A 24,304-nucleotide genomic window follows, 5' to 3' on the forward strand; every position below is an offset into this window, starting at 1 on the left:
GCGCGACCGGGACGGAGGAGGTCGGGAGGAATCTTGATGTTGGGAGGTGGAATGGAACTGGCCTTGGGCTTGGCCTTGGGCTGAGGCTGAGGCTGAGGCTCGGGCTCAGGCTCGGGCTGGAGTTTGGAGGAATCCGAGGAAAAGAAAGATCGAAGAAAGTTGAAAAAATTCATGATGAAGAGTGAAAAAAGATTGAAAGGGTGGTTGAAGGGTGGATCGGAAGGTGTATGGGGGTGTTCAACAAGCTGGAAAGAACAGGCGCTCTTTCCTCCTCATGACCCGGAGGACATGAAGAAAGCTCGAAGAAGAGCCCGTGCGAAAAGGAGCGGACCTGGCGGGGCCGCCCCTTCTCACAGCTTTTGGACAGGTTGTCTGCCTGCGGGGAGAGGTTCCCCGCGGGAGACGGTTTCATCGTCAGCGCGCTTGCGCGGTGCCCTGATCGCCGGCCATCTCCGGTCAGTGGCCGAAGGCACCCTTCGCGCGCCCAAGCGCGCAGGATCCAGATCACGGCCTGCGGTATCTCGTCAGCGGTGTCAACCGAACGCGCCTCGTCAATGAAGCACGATGAGGAGCCTGGTAAGGCTCATCGCTTATCAGCAGCGTGCATGTGCGCCCCGAGAGATCGTTAGGAACAGCCGGTTGCCGTGCAGGCAAGCCCGCGTGCGGCAGCGGTTCCCAAGGAGCATGGCGTGTCTTCTTCCCTTCCGGCTCAGAAGCTGACGGCGGTCGGTGAGTCGACCTCCTCAAGGTCGGCACGCAGGGCAAACCCTGGGCCGGCGCGGAGGGATGGCACTCGAGCCACGCCCGGTGCATCTCAGTGAGGCGCTCGCCGAAGAGCGTCTTGAGATACGTGACGAGCGCGTCCCTCACGGGACGGTCAAGGGCGTTGCCGACGGCGGCGTCCGCGATCCACGCGAGCGGATCGGGAACCTCCGGGGTGGCGCCCGTGACGTGGCTGAGCGACATCGTCGTCATGCGGCTCAGAGCCCGGTGGGAGAGCGCGATCGTGCGGGAGCGGAAGCCGAGCGTGTCGGACTTCGAGCTCTCGCGGGTCGCCGCTCCCGCCTGTGCCATGAAGGAGGCGATCTCGTTGACGACGAGGTCGCCGGCTGCCCCGCGCAGGGCCCGGGGGACGGCGTTCGCGAGAACGCTCGCCTCCTCGGTCTCGGTGAGGCCCTCCATGCGGATGTGCCACATGCGGTCGATGACCGAACGGTCCTGCATCTGGCGGCCGAGATAACCGGAGTCAGTCTCGGTCGCGTGGCCGCGGCAGTTGTCGGTGAAGACGATGCGCGCCATCGGGTGGCGCGGGATCACCTCTCCCGTCTGATCGTTCTCGAGGGCGAGCCCTTCGAGGAGATCGTTTGCCGAGACCCACGTTTCCGCAGGAGCCGCGGAAGACTCGTTGACGATGAAGAGCCATCCGTGACGCCAGGCGAGCGTCGCGGGACCGTCAACCCAGACCATCCCGTCCTTGCCGAGCACCCAGCGGCCGATCAGCTCGCGGCGGCCCATGCGGGGCCGCGCCGTGAAGCACACGACGGGCACCGAGAGCCGCGCGCAGAACTGCAGCACCGTGCTCGTCTTGCCGGACCCGGCGGGGCCGGAGATGAGCAGGGGCTCGCGACCGCCGAGATTCCACCAGGCGACCAGGTCGCGGTAGACGTCGGCGGGGAAGTAATGGTTGGGATTCAGTTCCGGGATGCGTCGGACGGCATCTTCGGAGAGCTGCTTCCTGTCGTAGCCCACGGTCGCCGGAGCGCCCAGCAGGTGGGGGCCGAATCGGACGGCGGGGACGGACCTCATGCGATAGTCAAGTGCGTTCATTCTGTTTGTCCCCTTCAGAAATGAGAGACCCCCGAGTGCGTGACGCACTCGGCAGCGCAGAACGGACGCTTCTCTTCGAAAGCGACCAGGTCCGACCCGGGGCGAAACGCCCGCGGGGGCTGATTTACAACGATGCGAATTTCGGCCGGAGCCCTTGCACCGCATCTGACAAGGCTTGGTTGAAGCCCCTTCATCATGCCGAAAGTCCGGGATGAATGCAAGTCGCTGAAAATTAAGAAAACCTGCAGGTTTTCTTAATTTCGGCCGCCCGGGTGACGCGCATCATTCCGGTATCATGTCTGCACTGAGCCTTCTCCCTGATCCTCAGCAGATTTTTGCGATAGTTCATGGTGTCACTACCCGCATGGAAGGGCTGCTGTCGGCAGCTTCTCAAATTTCCTAATTCATGGTGCGACACATCCGGTCGCACACAACTCTTGATCTTTATCAAAAGCGGCCGGAGAGCGGGGCACCGATATCGCTTCCGAAGCACATCGGCCGGCCTTCAGTGATGTCTGACCGCTTATCTCCGGAACCCGGAGCCGTCCCTCCTCATTCAGGAAAATTTTTAATATTGCTTGAACTTATTTTGTATTAATACAAGGTTTTTTGAATATAAAAAAAGCCCCACAGTCTGAAACCATGGGGCTGAGGGAAACTTCAGAGTGAGGCCGTTTACGGCACCATCTCCTCGAGTTCCTCCTTCTTCTTCTTGACGAGGTCCTCACGCTTCACACCGAGGTAAAGCGCGATGGCCGCGGCAACGAACACGGACGAGTAGACGCCGAGCAGGATGCCGATCGTGAGCGCAAGCGCGAAGTAGTGAAGCGCCGGGCCGCCGAAGAAGAACATCGAGAGCGTCATCGCCAGCGTCGACGTATGCGTGATCACGGTTCGCGAGATCGTCGCCGTGATGGCCGAGTTGATCACCTCGATGCTGTCGGCGCGGCGCATTGTGCGGAAGTGCTCGCGGACGCGGTCGAAAATAATCACCGACTCGTTCACGGAGTAGCCGAGCACGGCGAGCACCGCGGCAAGGACCGGAAGCGTGAACTCCCAGTGCATCACCGAGAAGATGCCCACCACGATCACAATGTCGTGCAGGTTGGCGATGATCGCGGCCACCGAGAACTTCCACTCGAAGCGGAAGGCCAGGTAGATCATGATGCCGAGAACCACGAGCGCGAGCGCCGTGCCGCCGTCGCGGGCGAGTTCGTCACCCACCTGGGGACCGACGAACTCCGTGCTCTTCAACTGCACGCCCGGGGTCTTCGCCTCGAGAACCTTCATCACGTCCGCTGCAATCTGACCGGAGGTGAAGCCCTCCTTGGTCGGGACGCGGATCACCACGTCGCGCGCGGTGCCGAAGGTCTGCACGAGCACCTCGTTCGAGACCTGCGCGAGGTCGGTTCGGATCTGCTCGGTGTTCGCGGGCTCGGGGTAGTTCACCTCGAGCTGCGTGCCGCCAGTGAACTCGATCGAGAGCGCGAGACCGTGCGTGAAGATCCAGTAGACCGCGACGAGGAAGCTCACAAGTGAGATTGCGTTCAGCACATGGCGATAGCGCATGAACGGGATGGTGCGATGGATTCGGAAAAATTCCATTTTCTGTTTCTCCCGCCTTACTTCGCCTTGGCCTTGTCGGCGTCAGGACGCCAGATCTGACCGATGTGAATCTTGGTGAGCTTCTTCTGGCGGCCGTAGATCAGATTGATCATGGCGCGCGAGACCGTCACGGAGGTGAAGATCGAGGTGCCGATGCCGAGGCAGTGCACGACGGCGAAGCCGCGGACCGGGCCGGAGCCGAAGATCAGAAGCGCGAGACCGGCGATCAGACTCGTGATGTTCGAGTCAAGAATCGTGTTGAAGGCGCGTTCGTAACCTTCCGAGATGGCGGTCTGGGGCAGGCGTCCGATGCGCAGTTCCTCACGGATGCGCTCGTTGATCAGCACGTTCGAGTCGACGGCCATGCCGAGCGTGAGCGCGATGGCCGCGATGCCCGGCAGCGTGAGCGTGGCCTGGAGCATCGAGAGAATGGCGATCAGCATGAGCACGTTGCACATCAGCGAGATGGCGCTCACGAGACCCACGACCTGATAGTAGATCACCATGAAGACGGCGATCACGATGAAGCCGTAGAGGGTCGAGCGGAAGCCCGCCTCAATGTTCGCCTCGCCGAGGCTCGGGCCGATCAGGCGTTCCTCGACGATCTCCATCGGGGCGGCAAGCGAGCCCGCGCGAAGCACGAGCGCCGTGTCGGTCGCCTCGATGGTCGTCATCTGGCCGGAGATCTGCACGCGGCCGCCGCCGATTTCCTGGCGGATGACCGGAGCGGTCACGACCTCGCCCTTGCCCTTCTCGAAGATGAGAATGGCCATGCGACGGCCCACGTTCTCACGCGTCACTTCCTGGAAGATGCGCGCGCCGCGGTTGTCGAGCTCGAGGTTGACGGTCGGCTCCTGCGTCTGGCTGTCGAAGCCCGGCTGGGCGTCGTTCAGGTTCTCGCCGGTGAGAATCACGCGGCGCTTGACGAGGATCGGACGTCCGTCACGGTCGGTGAAGCGCTCGTCGCCGAAGGGGATGGTGCCCTGCGCGAGCTGGGCGAGCGCCTCGGGGGTGTCGTCCACGAGACGGACCTCAAGGGTCGCGGTGCGGCCGAGGATGTCCTTCGCCTTGGCGGTGTCCTGCACGCCCGGGAGCTGGACCACGATGCGGTCGGCGCCCTGCTGCTGGATCACGGGCTCGGCGACGCCGAGCTCATTGATACGGTTGTGCAGCGTCGAGATGTTCTGCTTCAGCGCGTAGTTCTGGACGTTCTGGATCGCCTGCTGCGAGAGGCGGGCGCGGATGATGAAGGGCGCCTGGGAGGCCTCCGGGAGCTCGAGCACGAGGTCGGGCTGCGTGTTGCGCATCAGGTCGTTGGCGCGGTCGCGTTCCTCGGCGGTGCCGAAGCTGATCTCGACGTCATTGCCGACGCGGTTGATGCCCGTGTGGCGGATGCGCTTGTCGCGCAGCTGCGTGCGCAGGTCGGCGGCGATCGCCTCGGCGCGCTTCGTGATCGCGGCGCGCATGTCAACCTGCAGCAGGAAGTGCACGCCGCCGCGGAGGTCAAGGCCGAGGTACATCGGCAGCGCGTTGATCGAAAGGAGCCAGCGCGGCGTGTTCGGCACGAGGTTCAGGGCCACGATGTGCGTCGGATCCTTCGGGTCCGAGTTGAGGGCCTTGTCGATCACCTCGCGGGCTCGGAGCTGCTCCTCGGTCTGGGTCGGGTCAAAGCGGACGCGGATCGTGTTCTGCTGGGCGCCCTGCTCGAAGAAGACGCCGTTCGGCACGAGGTTGGCCGTCTGAAGGGCGCTCTCGACCTGGGCGAGCGTCTGCTCGGTCACCTTGACGGTGGCCTTGCCCGACGAGACCTGCACCGCAGGAGACTCGCCATAGAAGTTCGGCAGCGTGTAGATGAGCCCGATGACGAGCACGATGCCGATCATTATGTATTTCCAAAGAGGATAGCGATTCATCGCTTCTTCTCCACTCCACAGTTTCCGCCCGGTTTCCGGGGTGCAGGGGAGTTCGCTGCACCCGGTCCGCGTCAGCCCTCCGAAGCCTGTTTTCCTTGAGCTCCGGACACCTTCCGACACGAAAAAGCCGGCCGGCTTATGACGGAAAACGGCCCGGCATCAGAGAGGCCGGGCCCTTTCCCGAGAAATCCATCCTGCCAGAGGATCGGTCGATCAGAACTTGACCGAGCCCTTCGGAAGGACCATCTGAACAGCGGCGCGCTGCATGTTGATGATGACAGCCTTGCCGTCAACGGAGGCGACCTGCAGGCCGATCGTCTGGTCGTCAACCGACTCGATGCGGCCGGAGATGCCGCCGGCGGTCATGACCTCATCACCCTTGGCGAGCGCCTCGCACATCTTGGCGTGCTCCTTCTGACGCTTCTGCTGCGGACGGATGAGGAAGAACCAGAAGACGGCGAAGATGACGATGAGCGGAACCACCTGGACGAGGAAACCTTCCATGCCGCCGGCGGCGGCTTCGCCAGCCGCCATGGCATCGCTGATGAAGAACATGTGCACTCCAAAGAATGAAAAGAAAAAATTCGGCCCCCGATTTCGAGGAGAAACCGGGAAGTTGGGCAATTATACGGAGGGCAGGAAGCGCTAAGGCTTAAAACTCGTGTCTGATTGCAGTTCTCCCGGGCCCTCCGTGTTGTGTTTACTCGATGCCGCGGGCGCGGTCGGCGCGGAACTGCTCCTTCCAGGCCTCGAACCTCCCTTCCTCGAGGGCCGCGCGCATCTCGCCCGCGAGCGTGAGGTAGTAGTGGAGGTTGTGGATCGTGTTGAGGCGCGCGCCGAGGATCTCGCCCACGCGGTGCAGGTGATGCAGGTACGCGCGGCTGAAGTTGCGGCAGGTGTAGCAGTCGCAGGTCGGGTCGAGCGGCCTGAGGTCATTGCGGTAGCGGCTGTTCTTCAGCTTGATGTCGCCGAAGCGAGTGAAGAGCCAGCCGTTTCTCGCATTGCGCGTCGGCATCACGCAGTCGAACATGTCGATGCCGCGGGAGACGCCGTCAACGAGGTCCTCCGGGGTGCCGACGCCCATCAGGTAGCGGGGACGGTCCTCGGGGAGCTTCCAGGCGATCTCGTCGAGGATGCGGATCATCTCGGGCTTGGGCTCGCCCACCGAGAGGCCGCCGATCGCGTAGCCGTGGAAGCCGATCTCCTTCAGGCCCTCGAGCGACTCCTCGCGCAGATGCGTGTACATGCCGCCCTGGACGATGCCGAAGAGCGCGTTGGGGTTCTCAAGCCGCTCGAACTCGTCCTTCGAGCGCTTCGCCCACCTGAGGCTCATGCGCATCGACTTCGCGGCCTCGGCCTCGGTGGCAGGACGGTCGCCGATTTTGTAGGGCGTGCACTCGTCGAGCACCATGACGATGTCGGAGTTGAGCGTACGCTGGATCTGCATCGAGATCTCGGGCGAGAGGAAAAGCTTGTCGCCGTTGATGGGGCTCGAGAACTTGACGCCCTCCTCGGTGATCTTCCTGAGTTCCCCGAGGCTAAAGACCTGGAATCCGCCCGAGTCCGTGAGGATCGGCTGGTCCCATTGCATGAAGCCGTGCAGGCCCCCGTGCGCGCCGATCACTTCCAGACCCGGACGGAGCCAGAGGTGGAAAGTGTTGCCAAGGATGGTCTGCGAACCCACTTCCTTCAGTTCAAAGGGCGCCATCGACTTCACGGCGCCGTAGGTGCCGACCGGCATGAACATAGGCGTCTCAACGACGCCGTGGTTGAGCGTCAGCGTGCCGCGGCGGGCCTTCCCGCAGGTGGCCGTGACTTTGAAGCTGTATGCCATTCTTTAATGTTTCCGTTTCGGGTGAGCGGATCAGGACCCGCGGGCCTTCTCGATGAAGCACGCGTCGCCGTAGCTGAAGAAGCGGTAGCGCTCCTGAACAGCGTGCCTGTAGGCCTCGAGGATGCGCTCGCGGCCCACGAGGGCGGAGACGAGCATCACGAGGGTGGACTTCGGGAGGTGGAAGTTCGTCACGAGCGCGTCCACGATGCGGAACTTGTAGCCCGGGGTGATGAAGAGCGCGGTGTCGCGCGCGCCCGCCTCGACGTGCCCCACGCGGTCCGCGGCGCTCTCGAGCGTCCTGAGCGAGGTCGTGCCGACGGCGATCACGCGGCGGCCATCGGCCTTCGCGGCATTGATCTTCGCGGCGACGTCCGCGGGCATCGAGTACCACTCCGAATGCATGTGGTGCTCGGAGAGGTTCTCGACGCGCACGGGCTGGAAGGTGCCCGCGCCCACGTGCAGCGTCACGTACTCGATGTCAACGCCCCTGGCGCGGATGCGCTCGAGCAGTTCCTCGGTGAAATGCAGGCCCGCCGTGGGAGCGGCGACTGCGCCGGGGTGCTCGGCGTAGACCGTCTGATAGCGGCTCTCGTCGCTCTTCTCCGGGGCGTGGGTGATATAGGGCGGGAGCGGCACGCGGCCGAAGGCCTCGAGGACCTCGAGCACGGGCTTCTCGAAGCGCAGCGCGAAGAACTCGCCCTCGCGCCCGGTCACCTCGACCTCGGCCGTCACGGCGTCGTCGCCCGGCGTCGCGAAGAGCACCTTGGAACCCGGCTTCGGGCTCTTGCTCGCGCGGATCATCGAGATCGCGGTGAACTCGCCCGTGACGCGCTCGATGAGCGCCTCGACGGCGCCGCCCGTGGCCTTGCGGCCGAGCAGACGCGCCTTGATCACGCGGGTGTCGTTGGCGATGAGGAGGTCGCCCGGGCGGAGGAAGTTTTCGATGTCACGGAAGGTCTTGTCCTCGAGGACGTCCTCCGTGATGTGCAGGAGCCGCGAGGAGGCGCGGTCCGCAAGGGGATACTGTGCGATGAGCTCGGGAGGGAGCTCGAAGTCAAAATCGCTTAAGTGCTGTTCAGGCATGGCTTTACCGGCCAGAGAATGAAAGAAAAGGACGGCATTCTAGCGAAAGAACACCCGCGCCGTTGCCATTATCATTGAGCGTCCGACTCCACCTCGAGGAAGCTATGCGCCCCAACGAAATTGAAGATGATGATGAAGAGGAATTCCGCGGCCCGTCCAAGTCGCACCTGAAGCGTGTCCAGCTTGAGCTTCAGGCGCTCGGCAAGGAAATGACCCGGATGGGCGACGAGACGCTCGCCAAGATCGGCCTCCCCGAGGAGGTCCTCGCTGAGATCATCGAATTCCGCCGCATGAAGAACTTCGGCGCCCAGCGCCGCCAGCTCCAGTTGATCGGCAAGAAGATGCGCGACATGGATCCGGCGGCCGTCCGCGAGGCGATCGCCCGCGCGACGGGTGAGTCGCGCGCGGCCGTGGCGCTCCTGCACCGCTGCGAGACGCTCCGCGACCGCATGATCGATTCCGACGACGCGGTGCGCGCATTCATCGACGAGCACAGCGACATCGACATCCGCCGCCTGCGCGAGCTCGTGCGCTTCGCGAGGAAGGAGCGCGAGGCGCAGAAGCCGCCCAAGAGCGCCCGCGAGCTCTACAGGCTGCTCCACGACTATCTCAACGAGCCGCTCGACCTGATGGCGAAGGACGAGGACGCCGAAGAGCCGTCCGAAGAGAACGAACGCTGAAAACAAACGAATCGACAGGAAGGAAGTCCATGAAGCCGCCGCGCACCACTGAAAACGAACTCATCCTCGGCCTCGTCTCGGTCTCCGACCGCGCGAGCCGCGGGGTCTATGAGGACAAGGGCATTCCCGCGCTCGAGGCCTGGTGCCAGCGCGCGATCAAGACGCCCGTCCGCATCCACAAGCGCCTCATTCCTGACGAGCGCTTCGACATTGAGCGGACGCTGCGCGAACTCGTGGACATCATCGGCTGCGACCTGATCCTCACGACCGGCGGCACGGGCCCAGCCCGTCGCGACGTGACCCCGGAGGCCACGCTCGCCGTCGCCACCCGCGAGATGCCGGGCTTCGGCGAGCAGATGCGCGCGATCTCCGGCCACTTCGTTCCGACCGCGATCCTCTCGCGTCAGGTGGGCGTGCTCCGCGAGACGCCCGACCACGCAGCGCTCATCCTCAACCTCCCCGGTCAGCCGAAGGCCATCGCCGAGACGCTCGAGGGTCTCAGGGATGACTCGGGAAAAACCGTCGTCAACGGCATCTTCGCCGCCGTCCCCTACTGCATCGACCTGATCGGCGGCCCCTACATCGAGACCGATCCGGAGGTCGTCAAGGCCTTCCGTCCGAAGAGCGCCCGCAGACCCGAGGCGAAGCAGGCCGGGGAACCGGCTGCCGCCCCTGAAGCCGCAGCGAAACCCGCCGAGCCCGCCCAGGCTCCTGAACCCGTGAAGGCCGCCGAGGAACCCGCCCCCGTGAAACCCGTGCCCGAGGCCGTGAAGGAGGAGCCGAAGCCCGCCAAGCCTGCGTTTGACGCGAAGGACATCCTCGTGGTCCGCCCCCGCACGGGCGGCGAGCCCGAGCTTGTCGGCATCTGGCTCCACGGCATGGGCGTCGACAACAAGGACTTCGCCACCTTCCCCGACGAGATCGTCCACTTCGACGGTCCCTCCTGCCGCTTCGTGCTGCCCAACGCGCCGATCCGCGAAATGGCGCTCCACCCGGGCTACCCGCTCCGCGCGTGGTATGACCTCCCGGGCCGCAGCATCGACGACAACGAGGATGCGATCAACATCCGTGACTCCGCCCGGCGCGTGACGCAGCTCATCGACGAGATCGAGGCCCAGGGCGTGCCGAGAAACCGCATCGTTCTGGGCGGCTTCTCCCAGGGCGCGGCCATCTCGCTCTTTGCTGGCCTGCGCATGGAGCGCCCGATCGGCGGCATCGTCGCCCTCTCGGGGTATCTCCCTCTCGCCGGCCACCTCTATTCCGAAGTCACGACGGCGGGCCGCCAGACCCCGGTCTTCATGGGGCACGGCGAATTCGACTCCGTCGTCCCGCTCGTCACCGCGAGGCGCAGCGCCGAGGTGATCGCCCAGGTGGACTCGGACCTGGTCGCCCGCACCTATCCGATGGAGCACGAGCTCTGTCCGGATGAGATGCACGACCTCGCGGCCTTCCTCACGGCCGTGCTCGAGCGCGCCCAGGGCTGATCCCGGAGATTCAGACTCCTTTCCCAGGCCGTCGGAAGTTTCAGGACTCCGGCGGCCTTGTTGGTTTTAACCGGGAGAGTTCGAGTCCCTCTCCGGGAACTCAGGCTGCCGCGCTCGGAACACCCCGGAGCGTGCGCCCTGCGGCGCCAGGCGCCGGTTTTACAGGGGAGACATAAGGGAGAAAAGTTTCCCGAAGCCTTTTCCGAGACTCGCTTTTCTTCTCGCCCAGTAAACGGAAACTTATTGATAAACAATTAAAAACCCGCACCATCGACAAGACAATGCGGGCTGCAGGATTTGGTCCCCGGAGAGAGACTCGAACTCTCACGATTATTCATCGGCGGATTTTGAATCCGCTGCGTCTACCATTCCGCCATCCGGGGAGGAAAGGAAGTATGCCACAACTTCCCGCTGCGAATCAGAAGGAATGATCCTCAGAGAAGGATTTTCCCGGGATATCAGGGATCAGATCCGTTCGATCCTCTGCGTCGGATCCTTCTCCCGCACCGTCTCAATGAGTTCCCGCACGGGCACGCCCGCGGGCGACTTCCAGCCGGGCTCGATCTCGGAGAGCGGAACGAGCACGAAGAGCCGCTCGTTCATCCTCGGATGCGGAAGCGTGAGCCGGGGATCCCCGATCGTCACGCCCTCGAAGGCCAGGATGTCGATGTCAAGCGTCCTCGGGGCGTTGTGAACGCCCGCGGGCCGCACGCGGCCGCAGTCGTTCTCGATCGCCTGCATGGCGGCGAGAAGTTCCATGGGCTTGAGCACGGTCTCAAGCGCGAGCGCGGCATTGACGTACTCGGGCCCGAAGGAATCCACGGGAGAGGTGCGCCAGAGGCTGCTCTCGGCGACCAAGGTGACGCCCTCGGTCGCCTGAATCCGGCGGACGGCCTCGCGGAGCATCGCCACGGGGTCGCCGAGATTCGCGCCGAGGCTCAGCCAGGCGCGCCTTGCCTCACGCGTCATTCGCTCTGCCCCTCACGCTGCGCCGGGCGGCGGGAGCGGCGGCGCGGACGGCGGCGGCGACGACGCTCGCCCGTTCCGGAGGCGTTCGAGCCCTCGGAGTCGTTCCCCTCGGCGGCGGCGAGTTCGTGCTGCGGCACGCACTCGACCTCCGTGCGCTCCTCGCGGGAACCGCGGCCGCGGCGGGCCTGACTGCCCGTCCTGCGGGCCTCCTCCTGCGCCTCGCGGATCATCTGCTCACGGGCGGCGTCCTCGGCGTTGGCGAACTCGTCCCACCACTCGGGGAGCCACTCAGGCACCTCGCCCGCCTGGCTGCGGAGCAGCAGGAAGTCGTAGCCGGCGCGGTAGCGCGGATGGCGCACGGCCGCATAGGCAGACTTGCCCGTCCTGCGCTCAAGCTTCACCTGCATCATCCAGAGGTCATGCATGTCGGCCTGGAAGCGCCGCTGGATCGAGATCGTATGGCACTCGGTCTCAAGCACGTCGACCGAGGCCTCGTGGAGCGCCGCCACGCGCGGCATGCCCTTCGTCTCCTCGTTGTAGCGCCAGCGGCGCAACACCTGCGGCCAGAGAAGCGTGCCGAAGAGGAAGAAGGGGGAGATCTTCTTGCCGATCGCGAGGCGCTCGTCGGTGCGCTTCAGCGCCAGCATCAGGAAGTCCTCGCCCTCGGGCGAGGAGAGCAGGTTGTTGAGCACCGGGAGGAGCGCAGCGGAGAGGCCGTCGCGCTTGAGGCGCTTCACGCACTCCACGGCGTGCCCGCACGAGAGAAGCTTGATCGCCTCGTCAACGAGACGGGCCGTCGGGACGTTCCTCAGGAGCCCCGCCATGCGGGCGATGGGCTTCTCCGTCTTCGGGTCAATCGTGAAGTCAAGTTTCGCGGAGATGCGCACCGCGCGCAGCATGCGCACCGGATCCTCGCGGTAGCGCGCCTCGGGGTCGCCGATCATGCGCAGACGCTTCTTCGCGATGTCCTCGAAGCCGTGGTGATAGTCGTAGACCTCCTCGGTCGCCGGATCGTAGTAGAGGGCGTTGATCGTAAAGTCGCGGCGGGCCGCATCCTCCCACATCTCGCCGAAGACGTTGTCGGAGATGACGCGCCCAGCGCCATCCTTCCTCACCCCCGCGCCCTCGAGCGCGCGGAAGGTCGAGCACTCGATGACCTCGTCGCCGAAGATCACGTGAACGAGGCGGAAGCGGCGGCCGATGATGATCGCGCGGCGCTGCGAGCGCTTCACTTCCTCGGGCGTCGCGTCGGTCGCGACGTCAAAGTCCTTCGGCTTCACGCCGAGCAGCAGGTCACGGACGGCGCCGCCCACGATGTAGGCGCGGTAGCCGCGGCGCTGCAGCGCCTCGCAGCAGCGCTTCGCCTGCCAGGCGACAAGCTCCGGGTCGATGCCGTGGACGGACTTGGGGATGATGCGGGGCTCGCGCACCGCGACATCCTCCTCCTGCGTGCTTAAAAAAGACTTCACGCGGCTGACAAACGAATCAAACATTCTTTCTTTTCCTTCTTATTTTTTCTCGAAGAGCCTCACGGTCTCCCATCCGCGCTCCCGGGCGATCCCGGCGAGCCTGGGGTCCGGATTGGCCGCGACGGCTCTTCCCGCGGGCTTCGCGCCGGCGGCATATTCGAGGAGCGGCAGGTCGTTGATCGAGTCCGACCAGGCCTCAAGCGCCTCGAGCGGCCCGAACTCCTGCGTGAGCCGCTCAATCCACTCCCGGACAAGCAGGAGCTTCCCCGCGCCGTAGGAGTCATGCCCCACGAGCTCGCCCGTGAAGGAGCCGTCAGGGCGCTCCTCCGGCGTCGCGGCCGCGAGGTACGGGATGCCGAGCATCCGGGCCACGGGGTCGGTGACGAACCGGTGCGTTCCCGTCGCGAGGAGAAGCTTCCAGCCCTCCCTTCTCTTCTCTTCAAGGAGCTCCGTCACCTGCGGCAGCACCGCCGGGCGCACGACCGAGTCAATGAACTCGGCTCTCCAGCGCTCGAGGTCCTCACGCTTCTCGCGGGCAAGAAGCCCGAACTGAAAGTGGATGAAGTCAAGCGCGACAAAGGTCCCCGTCCTGTAGGCATCCGCGTAGCCCTCGATCCGTTCCTGAAGCAGCGTAAGTTCGTCTCCCCTCCCGCGGGACGACTTCGTCGCGATCCAGTGCGACCACGCATCGCCCGAGTCGATCGGCAGCAGCGTGTGGTCAAGATCAAAAACGGCAAGCTTCATCGACAGCCCCTCAGATCTCACTTCTCGGCGGGGAGAAGGCCTGCCGCCTTCGCCGCCTCGCGGATCACGGAGAGCGTCACGCGGCGGGTGGCATGGAGCGCCATCTGATTGGCGATGTCCATCACCCGGGTGAGCGAGCGCATGTCACGCGGCAGGTGCCGGGACATCCACTGCTCCATGTCGGGCGTCATCAGGATGCCGCGGAGCTGCGCCTGCCGGGAAAGCTCGGCGAAGCGGTCGGATTCATCGAGCGGCACCACGGCGTAGCAGATGCCGCCCAGGATGCGGTTCTTCACCCCGTCAGGAAGCGGAAGCTCCTTCGGCGGGAGCCGCCCCGCGCAGACGAGCTTCGCGTCCGCGTCGGCGTAGACCGCGTTCTGGAGCTGCAGCAGCTGCTGCGCGTACCCGCGGTCAAGCGTCTCGATGTCGTCGACCGCATAGAGCTTCTCGCCGGCCGTGTAGATCGGCACGCGCAGCCCCGACTCGGCCGTCCCGGGCAGGAACGCCTCGAGAAGATGCGAGAGACCCGCGCCCTTGGGGCCGTAGAGATAGAGAAACTTCGGACCCTCCCCGGCAGCCATGCTTTCGATCACGGCAAGCGCCTCCCTGTTCTCGCCGGGCATGAAATTGGCGAAAGTCGGCCTGTCCCGTTCCTGGAGCTCAGGAAGGTCAAGCAGATACTGATCGGGAGGCAGAGGCTTGGATTCCACGGAGATGACGGACGACAGAAAAGAACCGCCGCACTGGGAGACCTCCGGGCTGCGCTTCACCCGGGGCGTCCTGCGGACAGAGACTTCGGAGCACCCCCGGGATGAATTTTCCTCGGGGGCTCGGGCGAGAGTTTACTTCTTCTTCCTAGAAAAAAACGTATTGAAGCCCCCGGGAAGCCCCGCGGAGGCCCCTCCTCGGGGCCTGCCTGGAGCCATCATGGTGCGAAACCGTGCGGGCGGCTCGGCTTATAATTTCTTGATTTTCTTCCTGCCGCTCCGCTTCGCTCCCCGCGAGGAGACTTCTCCCCGGGAACCGGACGCCGAAGCGGCACTCCATCCTCCCCCACCCCACAAGCGTAAGGTCTCCAAGAATGAGCCAGCTCTCCTACGCCGCCGCCGGCGTTTCCATCGACAACGGTGATGAACTTGTCGAACGCATCAAGCCCGCCGCCAAGCGCACCCTGATCCCGGGCGTCCTCGGATCGATCGGTGGCTTCGGCGCGCTCTTTGAAGTGAGCCGTGAGTACCGCAACCCGGTCCTCGTCACCGGCACGGACGGCGTCGGCACGAAGCTGATGCTGGCCTTCAAGCTCGGCCGTCACGACACGGTCGGCCAGGATCTCGTCGCCATGAGCGTGAACGACATCCTCGTTCAGGGCGCGAAGAGCCTCTTCTTCCTTGACTACTACGCCTGCGGCAAGCTCGACGTCGACATCGCCGAGCGCGTCGTCAAGGGCGTCGCCAAGGGCTGCGAGCTCGCCGGCTGCGCGCTGATCGGCGGCGAGACCGCCGAGATGCCGGGCATGTACCCCGAGGGCGAGTATGACCTCGCCGGCTTCGCCGTCGGCGTCGTCGAGAAGGACGAGATCATTGACGGCACGACGATCCGCGAGGGTGACGTGGTGCTCGGCCTCGCCTCGAGCGGCCCGCACTCGAACGGCTTCTCGCTGCTGCGCAAGGTCGTTGACGTCGCCCAGGCCGACTGGAACATGCCGTTTGACGGCGCCACGCTCGCCGACCGCGCGATGGCCCCGACCCGCATCTATGTGAAGCAGGTCCTCTCCGTCATGAAGCAGGTGAAAATCAAGGGCATGGCCCACATCACCGGCGGCGGCCTCATCGAGAACGTGCCCCGCGTCCTCCCCGAGGGCGTGCAGTGCCGCATCGACGGCTCCTCCTGGACCCGTCCGGCCATCTTCGAGTGGCTCGAGGAGAAGGGCAACATCGACCGTCACGAGATGTACCGCGTCTTCAACAACGGCATCGGCCTCGTCGTGATCGTCGCGCCCGAGGACGCTGACCGCGCCATGGCCGCCTTCGAGGCCGAGGGCGAGAAGGTCTTCCGCATCGGCTCGATCGAGAAGCTCCCCGAGGGCGAGGCCCAGTGCGTCGTCAAGTAATTCCGGTCTGAGTTCGGTCCGCCCGGCGAGATTCGAACTTGCGACCCAATGCCTCTCCGTTCACAACGGGGAGGCATTTCTTTTGGGGTTTCGGGAATTTCCAGCAAAACCGTAGAATCGAACTCGCGACACGTTTCAGCCCCGCCCCGGAGCATTGAAGGAGAACGCTCATGACGACCCCGGACTTCACTACCAACGTTGCTTCGACAGTCGACCGGCCGCTGCGCCGCAAGGCCCGCGAGCTCACCCTCGAGCAGGCCCGTGAGGTGATCGAGTTCACCGAGCACGCCGTGCTCTCGACCTGCGACAGCGAAGGCAACCCCTACGGCGTGCCGATCTCGCCCGTGCTCGTGGGCAACGTTCTCTATTTCCACGCGACTGCCCAGCCCGGCGGCCGCAAGGCCGACAATATGCTGATGAATCCGAGGGTCTCGGTCTGCTTCATCGGCAAGGCGACGACGCTCCCTGAGTGGTACTCGGTCGACTTCGCCTCGGCGGTCGTCACGGGCCGCGCCTCTCCGGTCACGGACAAGGACGAGCAGATCCGGGCCTGGACCGCGATCCTGAAGCGCCACGCGCCGAAGAACAGCGCCGAGCGCAACAGCGTCCAGGGCAGGGTTCGCGGCCCGCTCGCGATGATCTGGAAGATTGAGATCGAGCGCATCACAGGCAAGGCCCGCGGCGCGGCGAAATGGGAGGCGGGAAAGAGCCTCACCGAGGTCCAGGACATGGGCCCCTCGGAGTGGTTGAAGGGCGTCCCCCTCTGATATCAGAGGACGCGTCTGAGGAGCGCCTCAACTTTCTCGAACGCTCCGGGTTCGAGCGGATCCACCCGCTCGACATCCGTCATGGACCTGAGCCACGTGAGCTGGCGCTTCGCGAGCTGACGGGTCGCGGCGATGCCGGCGAGTCTGAACTCCTCGAAGGTTCGCTTTCCCTCAAGGTACTCGATCGCCTGGCGGTAGCCGACGGCCCGCATCGCCGGGCTCTCCGCGTCGAAATCCGGACGGGCCATCAGTCCCTTCACCTCGTCCACAAACCCGGCCTCGAGCATCTGGTCGAACCGAAGCTCGATTCTGCGGTGAAGCGCCGCACGATCAGAAGGGACAAGCGCCGCAGTGACGAGCGGGAGCGCCGGACGGGGCTCACGCCTGTGAAAGCTTGAGAGCGGGCGGCCGGTCATGCGGTAAACCTCAAGCGCACGGCCGATCCGTTGCCTGTCGTTGGGGGCGAGTCTCGCCGCCGTGACGGGATCGCACTCTGCGAGAACCTTGTGCATGGCCGGCCAGCCGATTCGCTCGGCCTCGGCCGCCACCCCTTCCCTCACCTCGGGCGAGGTGGTCGGCATCTCGTCGATGCCCTCTCGCAGCGCCTTCGCGTAGAGCATCGTCCCGCCCGCAATCAGCGGGATGCGTCCGCGCGCGCGGATCTCCGGCACCAGCCGCACGCAGTCCTCGACGAAGTCCGCCGCGCTGTAGGGCTCGTTGATCTCACGGATATCGATGAGATGGTGCGGCGCCGCCGCGAGCTCCTCCTTCGTGGGCTTGGCACTGCCGATGTCCATGCCGCGGTAGACGAGCGCGGAGTCGATCGAGATGATCTCAAGCGGATATTTCCGTGCAAGCTCAAGCGCGAGCGCGGACTTTCCCGACGCGGTGGGGCCGAGAAGGAGCAGCGCCTCGGGTTTCCGATCCAACACGCCTGAATTCACTTCGCTCATCAGCGCCCCCTCAGGAAGAGCCGGTCAAGATCGTCCATCGAGAGCACTGTCCAGGTCGGACGCCCGTGATTGCACTGGTCCGCCCGCTCGGTCTTCTCCATGTCGCGCAGCAGCTGGTTCATCTCCGGAATGGAGAGCCTGCGGTTCGCCCGGAAGGCGTTGTGGCAGGCCATCGTCGCGAGGATGCGGTTGCGCAGCACCTCGAGCGCGTCGGTCGAGGCGTGGTCGTTCAAGTCATCCAGAACTTCCTTCAGCAGTGCCTCAAGCTCGGGAACGGGCGTGCGCGAGAGCATCGCCGGGACGCTGCGGAGCACCACCGACCCGCCGTCCGCGCCCGTCACGTCAAGCCCGAGCTCGGAGAGCTTCTCCGCATTCGCCTCGAAGGCGGCGAACTGGAGCGGCGTCACCCGCACCACGACCGGAATCAGCATCGGCTGCACGGAGATCGAGTTCGAATCCGCGGCGGTCTTGAGGCGTTCGTAGAGCACCCGCTCCGCGGCGGCGTGCATGTCCACGATCACGAGACCCTGCGCGTTCTCGGCGAGGATGTAGACGCCGCCGATCTGCGCGACCGCACGGCCGAGGAGCCCGTAGTTCCCGGTGTCCGACGCGCCGTCCGAGCCGTCCTCGCGGCGGAAAAGGTTCTGGTCACGCGCGGGAGCGTCCTCCGTTTTCTGCGGCGCAGGAGAAACCCCGGCCGCGGGTTCGGGAGCGGGGCCGGCGGGGGCCGGTCCAGCCGAGGGCGAAACAGGCTCCGCAGTCCCTTCATTTACCGTGCCCGGGCGCGCGGCCGCGGGCACGGCCCCGAAGAGCTCCATGGCGGACTTCACCGCCTGCGCCGACGGGCGCTCCGGAATGAAGCTGCGCGTGTCCGGGCGGAAGGGATCCGACGCAGGATGCTGCGAAGGTGCCGCGCCCGGCGTCCTCCCGAAGGCGGATGAAGTCTCAGCCCCACGGGAACGAGCACCAGTACCAGGATTGATCTGCAGCACCGAGGCTTCGCGTCCCGCGGGGACGGACCCCGTCCGGACAGCTGAGTCGGCAAAGGAGGGCCTCCCCTCGTCGGCCGCGAGCGGGGGCGCGATCACGGCGCGCATGGCCTGCGTGATCACACGGTGCAGGCGCCCCGAATCGCGGAAGCGCACCTCGACCTTCGTCGGGTGGACGTTCGCGTCCACCTCCCCGGGCGGCACCGTGAGGAAGAGGCAGTAGAGCGGCTGGGCATTGCCGTGGAGCACGTCCTCGTAGGCCGCGCGGACGGCGTGCGCAGCGGTGCGGTCACGGATGTAGCGGCCGTTCACGAAGAGGTACTGCGCCTCGGCGCGGGTGCGGGAGACCGTGGGAAGACCCGCGAGACCGGCCACGCGCCAGCCGCCGTCCTCGAAGTCCACCTCGCGGCAGGCTCCCTTGAAGTCCTTCGGCATGAGCGCGACGATGCGCTCGGCATGGCTCTCGGTCGCGGCGAGCTTCATCGACTGGCGGCCGTTCGAGATGAGCGTGAAGGCGACGTGGGGGTTCGCGAAGGCGATGCGCTCGAGCTGCGTCACCACGTGCGCGCTCTCCGTGAGCTCGCTCTTCATGAACTTTCTGCGGGCAGGCGTCTTGTAGAAGAGGTAGCGCACCTCGACACGCGTTCCGGGCTCCATTCCCGGCGCGGGCTCCACCTCGCCGTTCTCGATCTGCCAGGCCTCGGCCGAGTCCGGGGTTCTCGAGGAGATCCTGAGGTCCGCGACCGAGTCGACGGAGGCGAGCGCCTCGCCGCGGAAGCCCAGGCTCGCGACATGCTCGAGGTCCTCGAGCGTCCTCACCTTGCTCGTCGCGTGGCGCTTCAACGCAAGCGGCAGCTCCTCAGGCGGGATGCCGCAGCCGTTGTCCGTGACGACGATGCGCTCGAGCCCGCCGCGGTCAATGCGGACCTCGATGCGGTCCGCGCCCGCGTCGACCGCGTTCTCCACGAGTTCCTTCACGACGGAGGCGGGACGCTCGATCACCTCGCCCGCGGCGATCTGGCTGATGAGCTGGCTGGAGAGTTCGGCAATGGGATGGCGCGGCATGGGAGAAGGCGTCAGAAAAGCGAAAATTTTGTAAGAGAAGCCCGGCATTCCGGCGGGCAGGATTCGAGATCGATTCTCTGTCCCGCTATGATATTGAGCTCAAGGATTTCGCGCTCCCGCCCTCATCGGGGGAAGCGCATTTTTCGTGCCCGCCGCTCCGCTCAGGCCGGACTCCCGGGCACGCTCCGCCCAAGAACATCTATAAGAACAGAACATCGCCATGGACATACTCGGACTCATCGTCGAGCTCTTCACCAACGCCGACCACTTTCTCGTCTCGCTTGCCACGGACTACGGAACGCTCATCTACTTCGCGATGTTCCTGATCTTCTTCCTCGAGACGGGCTGCGTGGTGATGTCGTTCCTGCCGGGCGACTCGCTCCTCTTCGTCGCGGGCACGGTCGCAGCGGCCGGCACGGCGAGCCCCTGGATGATCATGCTCGCGGTGATCATCGGCGCGATTCTTGGAAACTCGGTGGGCTACGCCACCGGCAAATGGCTCGGCAACAAGATCTACGACGGCAACATCCGTTGGATCGACGCGAAGAAGCTCCAGCACGCCCATTCCTTCTACACCTCGCACGGCGGCAAGACGATCCTGCTGGCCCGATTCGTCCCGATCGTGCGTGCCTTCGCCCCGCTCGTCGCGGGCGCCGCCCGCATGGACGGCCTGCGCTTCGAGCTCTTCAGCGGCACGGGCGCCGTGCTCTGGGCCGTCTCGATCATCGGCGCGGGCTATCTCTTCGGCAACATCCCCTTCATCCAGCAGAACCTCTCGAAGATCCTCATTCTCGGCATCGTCGCCGCCGTCGCCGGTCCGATGATCGTCGGCGTCGCCTGGAAGTGGCTGCAGAAGCTCCAGGATCAGAAGAACGCGAAATACTGACCGTAGCGGGCTCCGGCTTGAATACGCAGATGTGGTAGGGGAAACCCGCCCGCGCTGTCATGGAATCGTCATGTTGAAAGGACTAGAATATTAGGAAAATCACCACTTTTTCCTGATTCAGGCTTAAAAAACATGACCGAAACCACAAAGACTGCTGAAACCAAGGAAATCACCGCTCAGGAGAAGCCCGCCGAAGCGACGGAGGCCGCCAAGACGACCGCTCCGGAGAAGGAGACCGAAAAGCCGGCCGCGAAGCCCGCGGCCAAGGCCGCGCCGAAGGCGAAGACCGCCGCCAGGGCCCCCGCGAAGAAGCGCGCCCCGGCGAAGCGTTCCGCCGCCCGCCGCACATCGACGGCCTCCACCGCTCCCGAGGACGCCCCGACGCCGCTCCCGCCCGTCGAGGGGATTCCGGAGCTCTCCGATCCGCTCCTCTACATCAACCGCGAGCTCAACTGGATCGAGTTTGACCGCAAGGTGCTCGACGAGGCCTGCAGCCCCAAGAACCCGCTTCTTGAGCAACTGAAGTTCCTGGCGATCTTCCACAACAACCTCGATGAGTTCTTCATGGTCCGCGTGTCGAACATCATCCGCCAGTTCAAGATCGGCGCCCCCTCGACCTCCGCGGACGGCCTCCCGCCGGTGAAGCAGCTCGCCGAGATCCGCCGCCGTGCGCTCGGCATGCTCAACCGCGCCCAGAACCACTGGAAGCAGCTCGCCCCCGAGCTCGCGAAGAAGGGCATCTCGATCGTCCGCTACAAGGACCTCACCGACAAGCAGAAGACCTTCCTCGAGGGCTACTTCACCAACGAGATCTATCCGATCCTCACGCCGCAGGCGATCGACGCGGGCCACCCCTTCCCGACGATCTCGAACATCTCGCTCAACTTCCTCGTGGAGCTCGAGGCCCGTGACGGCTCCGTGCGCTATGCGCGCCTGAAGTGCCCGAACAACATGCCGCGCTTCATCTTCGTGCCGCGCACGAAGGAGTCGGCCTACGCCGAGCTCGGCTTCAACCCGAACGGCCGCGACGACGACATCATTCTGCTCGAGGACCTGATCCGCGAGCACCTCGAGAAGCTCTTCCCGGGCCACAAGGTGATCAAGTCGGCGCTCTTCCGCCTCACCCGCAACACCGACCTCGAGATCGAGGAGGACGAGGCGGACGATCTGCTCGCCGCCGTCAAGGACTTCATCGACCAGCGCCGCTTCGGCGACGTGATCCGCCTCGAGATCGAGTGGAGCGCTGACCAGACGCTGATGAACTTCCTCACCGAGAAGCTCGAGCTGCTGCCCTTCCAGATCTTCCGCGTGAAGGGCCCGATCGCGATGTCGGAGTTCATGCCGCTCGCCTTCCTGGACCGCCCGAACCTCAAGGACCGTCCCTACAAGGGCCTCGAGCCGGAGTTCATCGCCGACGGCGACGTGTTCCCGCTCGTCAAGAGCCACGACGTCTTCCTCTACCACCCGTACGAGAGCTTCTCGGGCGTGCTCGACTTCATCCGCCGCGCCTCGGTCGACCCGCAGGTCGTCGCCATCAAGCAGACGCTCTACCGCTGCGGCAGCAACAGTCCGATCGTCGCCGCCCTGATTGAGGCGCGCCGCCGCGGCAAGCAGGTCACTGCGGTCGTGGAACTGAAGGCCCGCTTTGACGAGGAGCGCAACATCAACTGGGCCGAGGAGATGGAGAAGGCGGGCGTCAACATCGTCTACGGCTTCGCCGGCCTCAAGATCCACGCCAAGCTCTGCCTCGTCGTGCGCCGCGAGCCCGACGGCATGACCCGCTACGTGCACATCTCGACGGGCAACTACAACCCGGGCACCGCGAAGATCTACACCGACTACGCGCTCTTCACGTCGAACAACGACATCTGCGCGGACGTCGCGGACCTCTTCAACGTCATGACCGGCTACTCCGACCAGACGACGTACCGCAAGCTCGTCGTCTCGCCGCACAGCACCCGCAAGTCGATCATTGCCCACATCGAGCGTGAGATCGAGTGCCACAAGGCCGCCGGCAAGGGCGAGATCATCCTCAAGTGCAACCAGCTCGTTGACCGCGCGATCATCCAGAAGCTCTACGAGGCGAGCCAGGCCGGCGTGAAGATCTCGATCATCGTCCGCGGCATCTGCTGCCTGCGTCCGGGCATCAAGGGCGTGAGCGACAACATCTCGGTGAAGAGCATCGTGGGCCGCTTCCTCGAGCACGCCCGCGCGTACTACTTCCGCCACAACGGCGAACCCGCGATGCTGATCGGCTCGGCCGACCTGATGCCGCGCAACCTCGACGGCCGCATCGAGGTCCTCACCCCGGTGCTCGACCCGGCGATCCTCAAGCGCATCAAGGCCACGCTTGACCTGCAGATCGCCGACAACACCCAGGCCTGGGTGCTCCAGAGCGACGGCAGCTACAAGCGCCTCACGCCGCCGAAGAACGGCCCGGTGGTCGACTCGCAGGCCGTGCTCGCGAAGAAGAACGGCCACGCGTCCTAAGACGCGCTGACCGACCCGGCTCTTCTTCGAAGAGCCGGCGAAGGCTCAAAAGACAATCGGGCACTCCTTCACGGGGTGCCCGATTGCTTTTCGGCGTCCGGCTTCTCTCCGGCCTCAGTCCCCGGCCGCGGTGAGGGCGATGAGCCGCAGCGTCACCGCAAGGCTCTTCTCCCACGAGGAGAAGGGCATGAACTCGCAGGAGCTGTGGAAGTTGTGCGCGCCCGTGAAGTAGTTGGGCGAGGGGATGCCGCGCGTCGAGATATAGGAGCCGTCCGTGCCGCCGCGCATCGCGATCTCGCGGGGCGTCACGCCCTCGGCCTCGAAGGCCCGGTGCAGGAGATCGATGCAGGCGCGGTTCTCCGGGCCGATCGCGTCGGCGATGTTGCCGTAGGTATCGCTCATCGTGAGCTCGATCCCGGCCCGCGGGTGCTTCTCCCTGAGCATCTCCGCCGCGGCCATGATCCGCGCCTTCTTCGCGCGGTAGCCCGCGAGATTGTGGTCGCGGATCTTGAGCGAGACCGAGCACTTCGCCGGCCCGCCCGTGATGCCGTTCACCCAGATGAAGCCCTCGGTCCCCTCGGTGCACTCCGGGGTCTCCGAGCGGTCGAGCATGTCGATGAAGTCGTGGGCCACAAGGATGGGGTTCACAAGAACGCCCTTCGCGGACATCGGGTGCGCGGTGACGCCGCGGATGTCGAGCCGGGCGCCGCCGGCGTTGAAGGTCTGCCAGACGATCTCACCGAGTTCGCAGGAGTCGATCGTGTAGGCGAAGTCGACGGGGAAGCGCGAGATGTCGAGCTTCTTCGCGCCGAGGAGCCCGATCTCCTCGTCGGGGACGAACGCGACGTAGATGTCGCCGTGCGGCCGCCCCTCGCGGATCACGATCGAGAGCGCCGTCATGATGTTCGCGACCGCGCTCTTGTTGTCGGCGCCGAGCACGGACGTGCCGTCCGAGACGAGGAGGTCGTCGCCGATGTAGCGCTCCACCTCCGGATGCTCGGCGGTCCGCAGCCACAGATCCTTCTCCGCGTTGAGGCAGATGTCGCCGCCCGCGTAGCCGCGGATCACCTGCGGGTGAATGTCGGGCGAGAGCCCCGCGTCCACGGTGTCGAGATGCGCGCACCAGCCGACCTTCGGGGCCTTCGCACCGACGGGGAGGTTCGAGGGCAGGCGCGCCGTCATCACGGCGAATTCCGAGACTTGTACATCGGCGAGCCCCAGTTCACGGCACTCGTCCGCGAGGAGTTCCGCGAGCTTTCTCTGCCCCTCGGTGCTCGGCACCTTCCCGGCCTTCGCATCACTCTGGCTCGTCACGGCCGCGTAGCGCAGGAAGCGCTCAAACAGTTCTTCTCGCACGTTCGTCATCAGTGTTCTCCGCCCGGGGACGGTCCCCGGATCCACAGTTTTTTACTAGAAAATTTCTATAACTTTTCTAT

Annotated in this window: 20 protein-coding genes and 1 tRNA gene; 7 read left to right on the forward strand and 14 right to left on the reverse strand. The window is 65.1% G+C overall.

The annotated features are described in order from the left end of the window. The coding region (locus Q4F91_RS06995; protein ID WP_303336130.1) for a hypothetical protein at positions 1-185 on the forward strand (185 nt) is incomplete at its 5' end. 319 nt (positions 186-504) lie between these two features. Here Q4F91_RS06995 and Q4F91_RS07000 read toward each other — a convergent pair. The 6 genes from Q4F91_RS07000 to queA all read right to left on the reverse strand — a co-directional run bounded on the left by Q4F91_RS07000 (position 505) and on the right by queA (position 8,262). Next, on the reverse strand, positions 505-1,827 hold the full coding sequence (locus Q4F91_RS07000; RefSeq protein ID WP_303336131.1) for an AAA family ATPase: 1,323 nt from the start codon (positions 1,825-1,827) through the stop codon (positions 505-507). A gap of 675 nt (positions 1,828-2,502) precedes the next feature. Further along, entirely contained in the window at positions 2,503-3,432 is a 930-nt protein-coding gene (gene secF, locus Q4F91_RS07005) for a protein translocase subunit SecF (protein ID WP_303336132.1), read from the reverse strand. Positions 3,433-3,449: 17 nt separating this feature from the next. After that, positions 3,450-5,345, reverse strand: a complete 1,896-nt coding sequence (gene secD / locus Q4F91_RS07010; protein WP_303336134.1) for a protein translocase subunit SecD — start codon at positions 5,343-5,345, stop codon at positions 3,450-3,452. 213 nt (positions 5,346-5,558) lie between these two features. Further along, on the reverse strand, positions 5,559-5,900 hold the full coding sequence (gene yajC, locus Q4F91_RS07015; RefSeq protein WP_303336136.1) for a preprotein translocase subunit YajC: 342 nt from the start codon (positions 5,898-5,900) through the stop codon (positions 5,559-5,561). A 145-nt stretch (positions 5,901-6,045) separates the two neighbouring features. Continuing rightward, positions 6,046-7,179 carry a tRNA guanosine(34) transglycosylase Tgt gene (gene tgt / locus Q4F91_RS07020; protein WP_303336138.1) on the reverse strand — a complete coding sequence of 378 codons (1,134 nt, stop codon included), beginning with the start codon at positions 7,177-7,179 and terminating at the stop codon, positions 6,046-6,048. Positions 7,180-7,209: 30 nt separating this feature from the next. After that, positions 7,210-8,262, reverse strand: a complete 1,053-nt coding sequence (gene queA / locus Q4F91_RS07025; RefSeq protein WP_303336140.1) for a tRNA preQ1(34) S-adenosylmethionine ribosyltransferase-isomerase QueA — start codon at positions 8,260-8,262, stop codon at positions 7,210-7,212. A gap of 104 nt (positions 8,263-8,366) precedes the next feature. Between queA and yjgA the strand changes: the two genes are divergently transcribed. Together yjgA and mog are read left to right on the forward strand one after the other, a co-directional pair. Further along, positions 8,367-8,942, forward strand: a complete 576-nt coding sequence (yjgA, locus tag Q4F91_RS07030; RefSeq protein WP_303336142.1) for a ribosome biogenesis factor YjgA — start codon at positions 8,367-8,369, stop codon at positions 8,940-8,942. 29 nt (positions 8,943-8,971) lie between these two features. Next, positions 8,972-10,426, forward strand: coding sequence for a molybdopterin adenylyltransferase (gene mog, locus Q4F91_RS07035; protein WP_303336144.1), 1,455 nt, complete (start codon positions 8,972-8,974; stop codon positions 10,424-10,426). 298 nt (positions 10,427-10,724) lie between these two features. Here the strand turns inward: mog and Q4F91_RS07040 are convergent. The 5 genes from Q4F91_RS07040 to Q4F91_RS07060 all read right to left on the reverse strand — a co-directional run bounded on the left by Q4F91_RS07040 (position 10,725) and on the right by Q4F91_RS07060 (position 14,201). Next, positions 10,725-10,809: transfer RNA gene (locus tag Q4F91_RS07040), tRNA-Leu, on the reverse strand. An 82-nt stretch (positions 10,810-10,891) separates the two neighbouring features. After that, complete coding sequence (gene folK / locus Q4F91_RS07045) at positions 10,892-11,395, reverse strand: 2-amino-4-hydroxy-6-hydroxymethyldihydropteridine diphosphokinase (RefSeq protein WP_303336146.1); 504 nt, start codon at positions 11,393-11,395, stop codon at positions 10,892-10,894. Then, positions 11,392-12,888 carry a polynucleotide adenylyltransferase PcnB gene (gene pcnB / locus Q4F91_RS07050; protein ID WP_303336147.1) on the reverse strand — a complete coding sequence of 499 codons (1,497 nt, stop codon included), beginning with the start codon at positions 12,886-12,888 and terminating at the stop codon, positions 11,392-11,394. Before pcnB ends, folK begins: the two co-directional genes overlap by 4 nt. Positions 12,889-12,903: 15 nt before the next feature. Beyond that, on the reverse strand, positions 12,904-13,608 hold the full coding sequence (locus Q4F91_RS07055; RefSeq protein ID WP_303336148.1) for an HAD family phosphatase: 705 nt from the start codon (positions 13,606-13,608) through the stop codon (positions 12,904-12,906). Between the two features lie 17 nt (positions 13,609-13,625). Continuing rightward, positions 13,626-14,201, reverse strand: a complete 576-nt coding sequence (locus Q4F91_RS07060) for a DnaA/Hda family protein (RefSeq protein ID WP_303336150.1) — start codon at positions 14,199-14,201, stop codon at positions 13,626-13,628. Between the two features lie 488 nt (positions 14,202-14,689). Here Q4F91_RS07060 and purM point away from each other — a divergent pair, with 488 nt between their 5' ends. Both purM and Q4F91_RS07070 read left to right on the forward strand, forming a co-directional pair. Further along, positions 14,690-15,718, forward strand: coding sequence for a phosphoribosylformylglycinamidine cyclo-ligase (purM, locus tag Q4F91_RS07065; RefSeq protein ID WP_303336152.1), 1,029 nt, complete (start codon positions 14,690-14,692; stop codon positions 15,716-15,718). Positions 15,719-15,888: 170 nt separating this feature from the next. Then, entirely contained in the window at positions 15,889-16,485 is a 597-nt protein-coding gene (locus Q4F91_RS07070) for a pyridoxamine 5'-phosphate oxidase family protein (protein WP_303336154.1), read from the forward strand. A gap of 2 nt (positions 16,486-16,487) precedes the next feature. On the opposite strand, the gene miaA is transcribed toward Q4F91_RS07070, so the two are convergent. Both miaA and mutL read right to left on the reverse strand, forming a co-directional pair. After that, positions 16,488-17,438 (reverse strand): tRNA (adenosine(37)-N6)-dimethylallyltransferase MiaA, encoded by a 951-nt coding sequence (gene miaA, locus Q4F91_RS07075; protein WP_303336156.1) that lies wholly within the window; start codon positions 17,436-17,438, stop codon positions 16,488-16,490. Further along, a complete protein-coding gene (mutL, locus tag Q4F91_RS07080; RefSeq protein ID WP_303336158.1) occupies positions 17,438-19,492 on the reverse strand; it encodes a DNA mismatch repair endonuclease MutL in 2,055 nt (684 codons plus the stop codon). Before mutL ends, miaA begins: the two co-directional genes overlap by 1 nt. 220 nt (positions 19,493-19,712) lie before the next feature. Here mutL and Q4F91_RS07085 point away from each other — a divergent pair, with 220 nt between their 5' ends. Both Q4F91_RS07085 and ppk1 read left to right on the forward strand, forming a co-directional pair. Continuing rightward, positions 19,713-20,378, forward strand: coding sequence for a VTT domain-containing protein (locus tag Q4F91_RS07085; protein ID WP_303336159.1), 666 nt, complete (start codon positions 19,713-19,715; stop codon positions 20,376-20,378). A 132-nt stretch (positions 20,379-20,510) separates the two neighbouring features. Beyond that, positions 20,511-22,868 (forward strand): polyphosphate kinase 1, encoded by a 2,358-nt coding sequence (gene ppk1 / locus Q4F91_RS07090; RefSeq protein ID WP_303336161.1) that lies wholly within the window; start codon positions 20,511-20,513, stop codon positions 22,866-22,868. Between the two features lie 114 nt (positions 22,869-22,982). On the opposite strand, the gene pepT is transcribed toward ppk1, so the two are convergent. Further along, complete coding sequence (gene pepT, locus Q4F91_RS07095; RefSeq protein WP_303336163.1) at positions 22,983-24,233, reverse strand: peptidase T; 1,251 nt, start codon at positions 24,231-24,233, stop codon at positions 22,983-22,985. Between the last annotated feature and the right edge of the window lie 71 nt (positions 24,234-24,304).

Source organism: Sutterella sp., assembly GCF_030539355.1.
Taxonomy (GTDB): Bacteria; Pseudomonadota; Gammaproteobacteria; order Burkholderiales; family Burkholderiaceae_F; genus Sutterella.

Bases quoted from the DNA above. Each gene is read 5' to 3' on its own strand.
- secD (WP_303336134.1), bottom strand. From the start codon at position 5,345: ATGAATCGCTATCCTCTTTGGAAATACATAATGATCGGCATCGTGCTC.
- Q4F91_RS07085 (WP_303336159.1), top strand. From the start codon at position 19,713: ATGGACATACTCGGACTCATCGTCGAGCTCTTCACCAACGCCGACCAC.
- yajC (WP_303336136.1), bottom strand. From the start codon at position 5,900: ATGTTCTTCATCAGCGATGCCATGGCGGCTGGCGAAGCCGCCGCCGGC.
- Q4F91_RS07000 (WP_303336131.1), bottom strand. From the start codon at position 1,827: ATGAACGCACTTGACTATCGCATGAGGTCCGTCCCCGCCGTCCGATTC.
- tgt (WP_303336138.1), bottom strand. From the start codon at position 7,179: ATGGCATACAGCTTCAAAGTCACGGCCACCTGCGGGAAGGCCCGCCGC.
- Q4F91_RS07055 (WP_303336148.1), bottom strand. From the start codon at position 13,608: ATGAAGCTTGCCGTTTTTGATCTTGACCACACGCTGCTGCCGATCGAC.
- queA (WP_303336140.1), bottom strand. From the start codon at position 8,262: ATGCCTGAACAGCACTTAAGCGATTTTGACTTCGAGCTCCCTCCCGAG.
- folK (WP_303336146.1), bottom strand. From the start codon at position 11,395: ATGACGCGTGAGGCAAGGCGCGCCTGGCTGAGCCTCGGCGCGAATCTC.
- miaA (WP_303336156.1), bottom strand. From the start codon at position 17,438: ATGAGCGAAGTGAATTCAGGCGTGTTGGATCGGAAACCCGAGGCGCTG.
- purM (WP_303336152.1), top strand. From the start codon at position 14,690: ATGAGCCAGCTCTCCTACGCCGCCGCCGGCGTTTCCATCGACAACGGT.
- mog (WP_303336144.1), top strand. From the start codon at position 8,972: ATGAAGCCGCCGCGCACCACTGAAAACGAACTCATCCTCGGCCTCGTC.
- mutL (WP_303336158.1), bottom strand. From the start codon at position 19,492: ATGCCGCGCCATCCCATTGCCGAACTCTCCAGCCAGCTCATCAGCCAG.
- pepT (WP_303336163.1), bottom strand. From the start codon at position 24,233: ATGACGAACGTGCGAGAAGAACTGTTTGAGCGCTTCCTGCGCTACGCG.
- pcnB (WP_303336147.1), bottom strand. From the start codon at position 12,888: ATGTTTGATTCGTTTGTCAGCCGCGTGAAGTCTTTTTTAAGCACGCAG.
- secF (WP_303336132.1), bottom strand. From the start codon at position 3,432: ATGGAATTTTTCCGAATCCATCGCACCATCCCGTTCATGCGCTATCGC.
- yjgA (WP_303336142.1), top strand. From the start codon at position 8,367: ATGCGCCCCAACGAAATTGAAGATGATGATGAAGAGGAATTCCGCGGC.
- Q4F91_RS07070 (WP_303336154.1), top strand. From the start codon at position 15,889: ATGACGACCCCGGACTTCACTACCAACGTTGCTTCGACAGTCGACCGG.
- ppk1 (WP_303336161.1), top strand. From the start codon at position 20,511: ATGACCGAAACCACAAAGACTGCTGAAACCAAGGAAATCACCGCTCAG.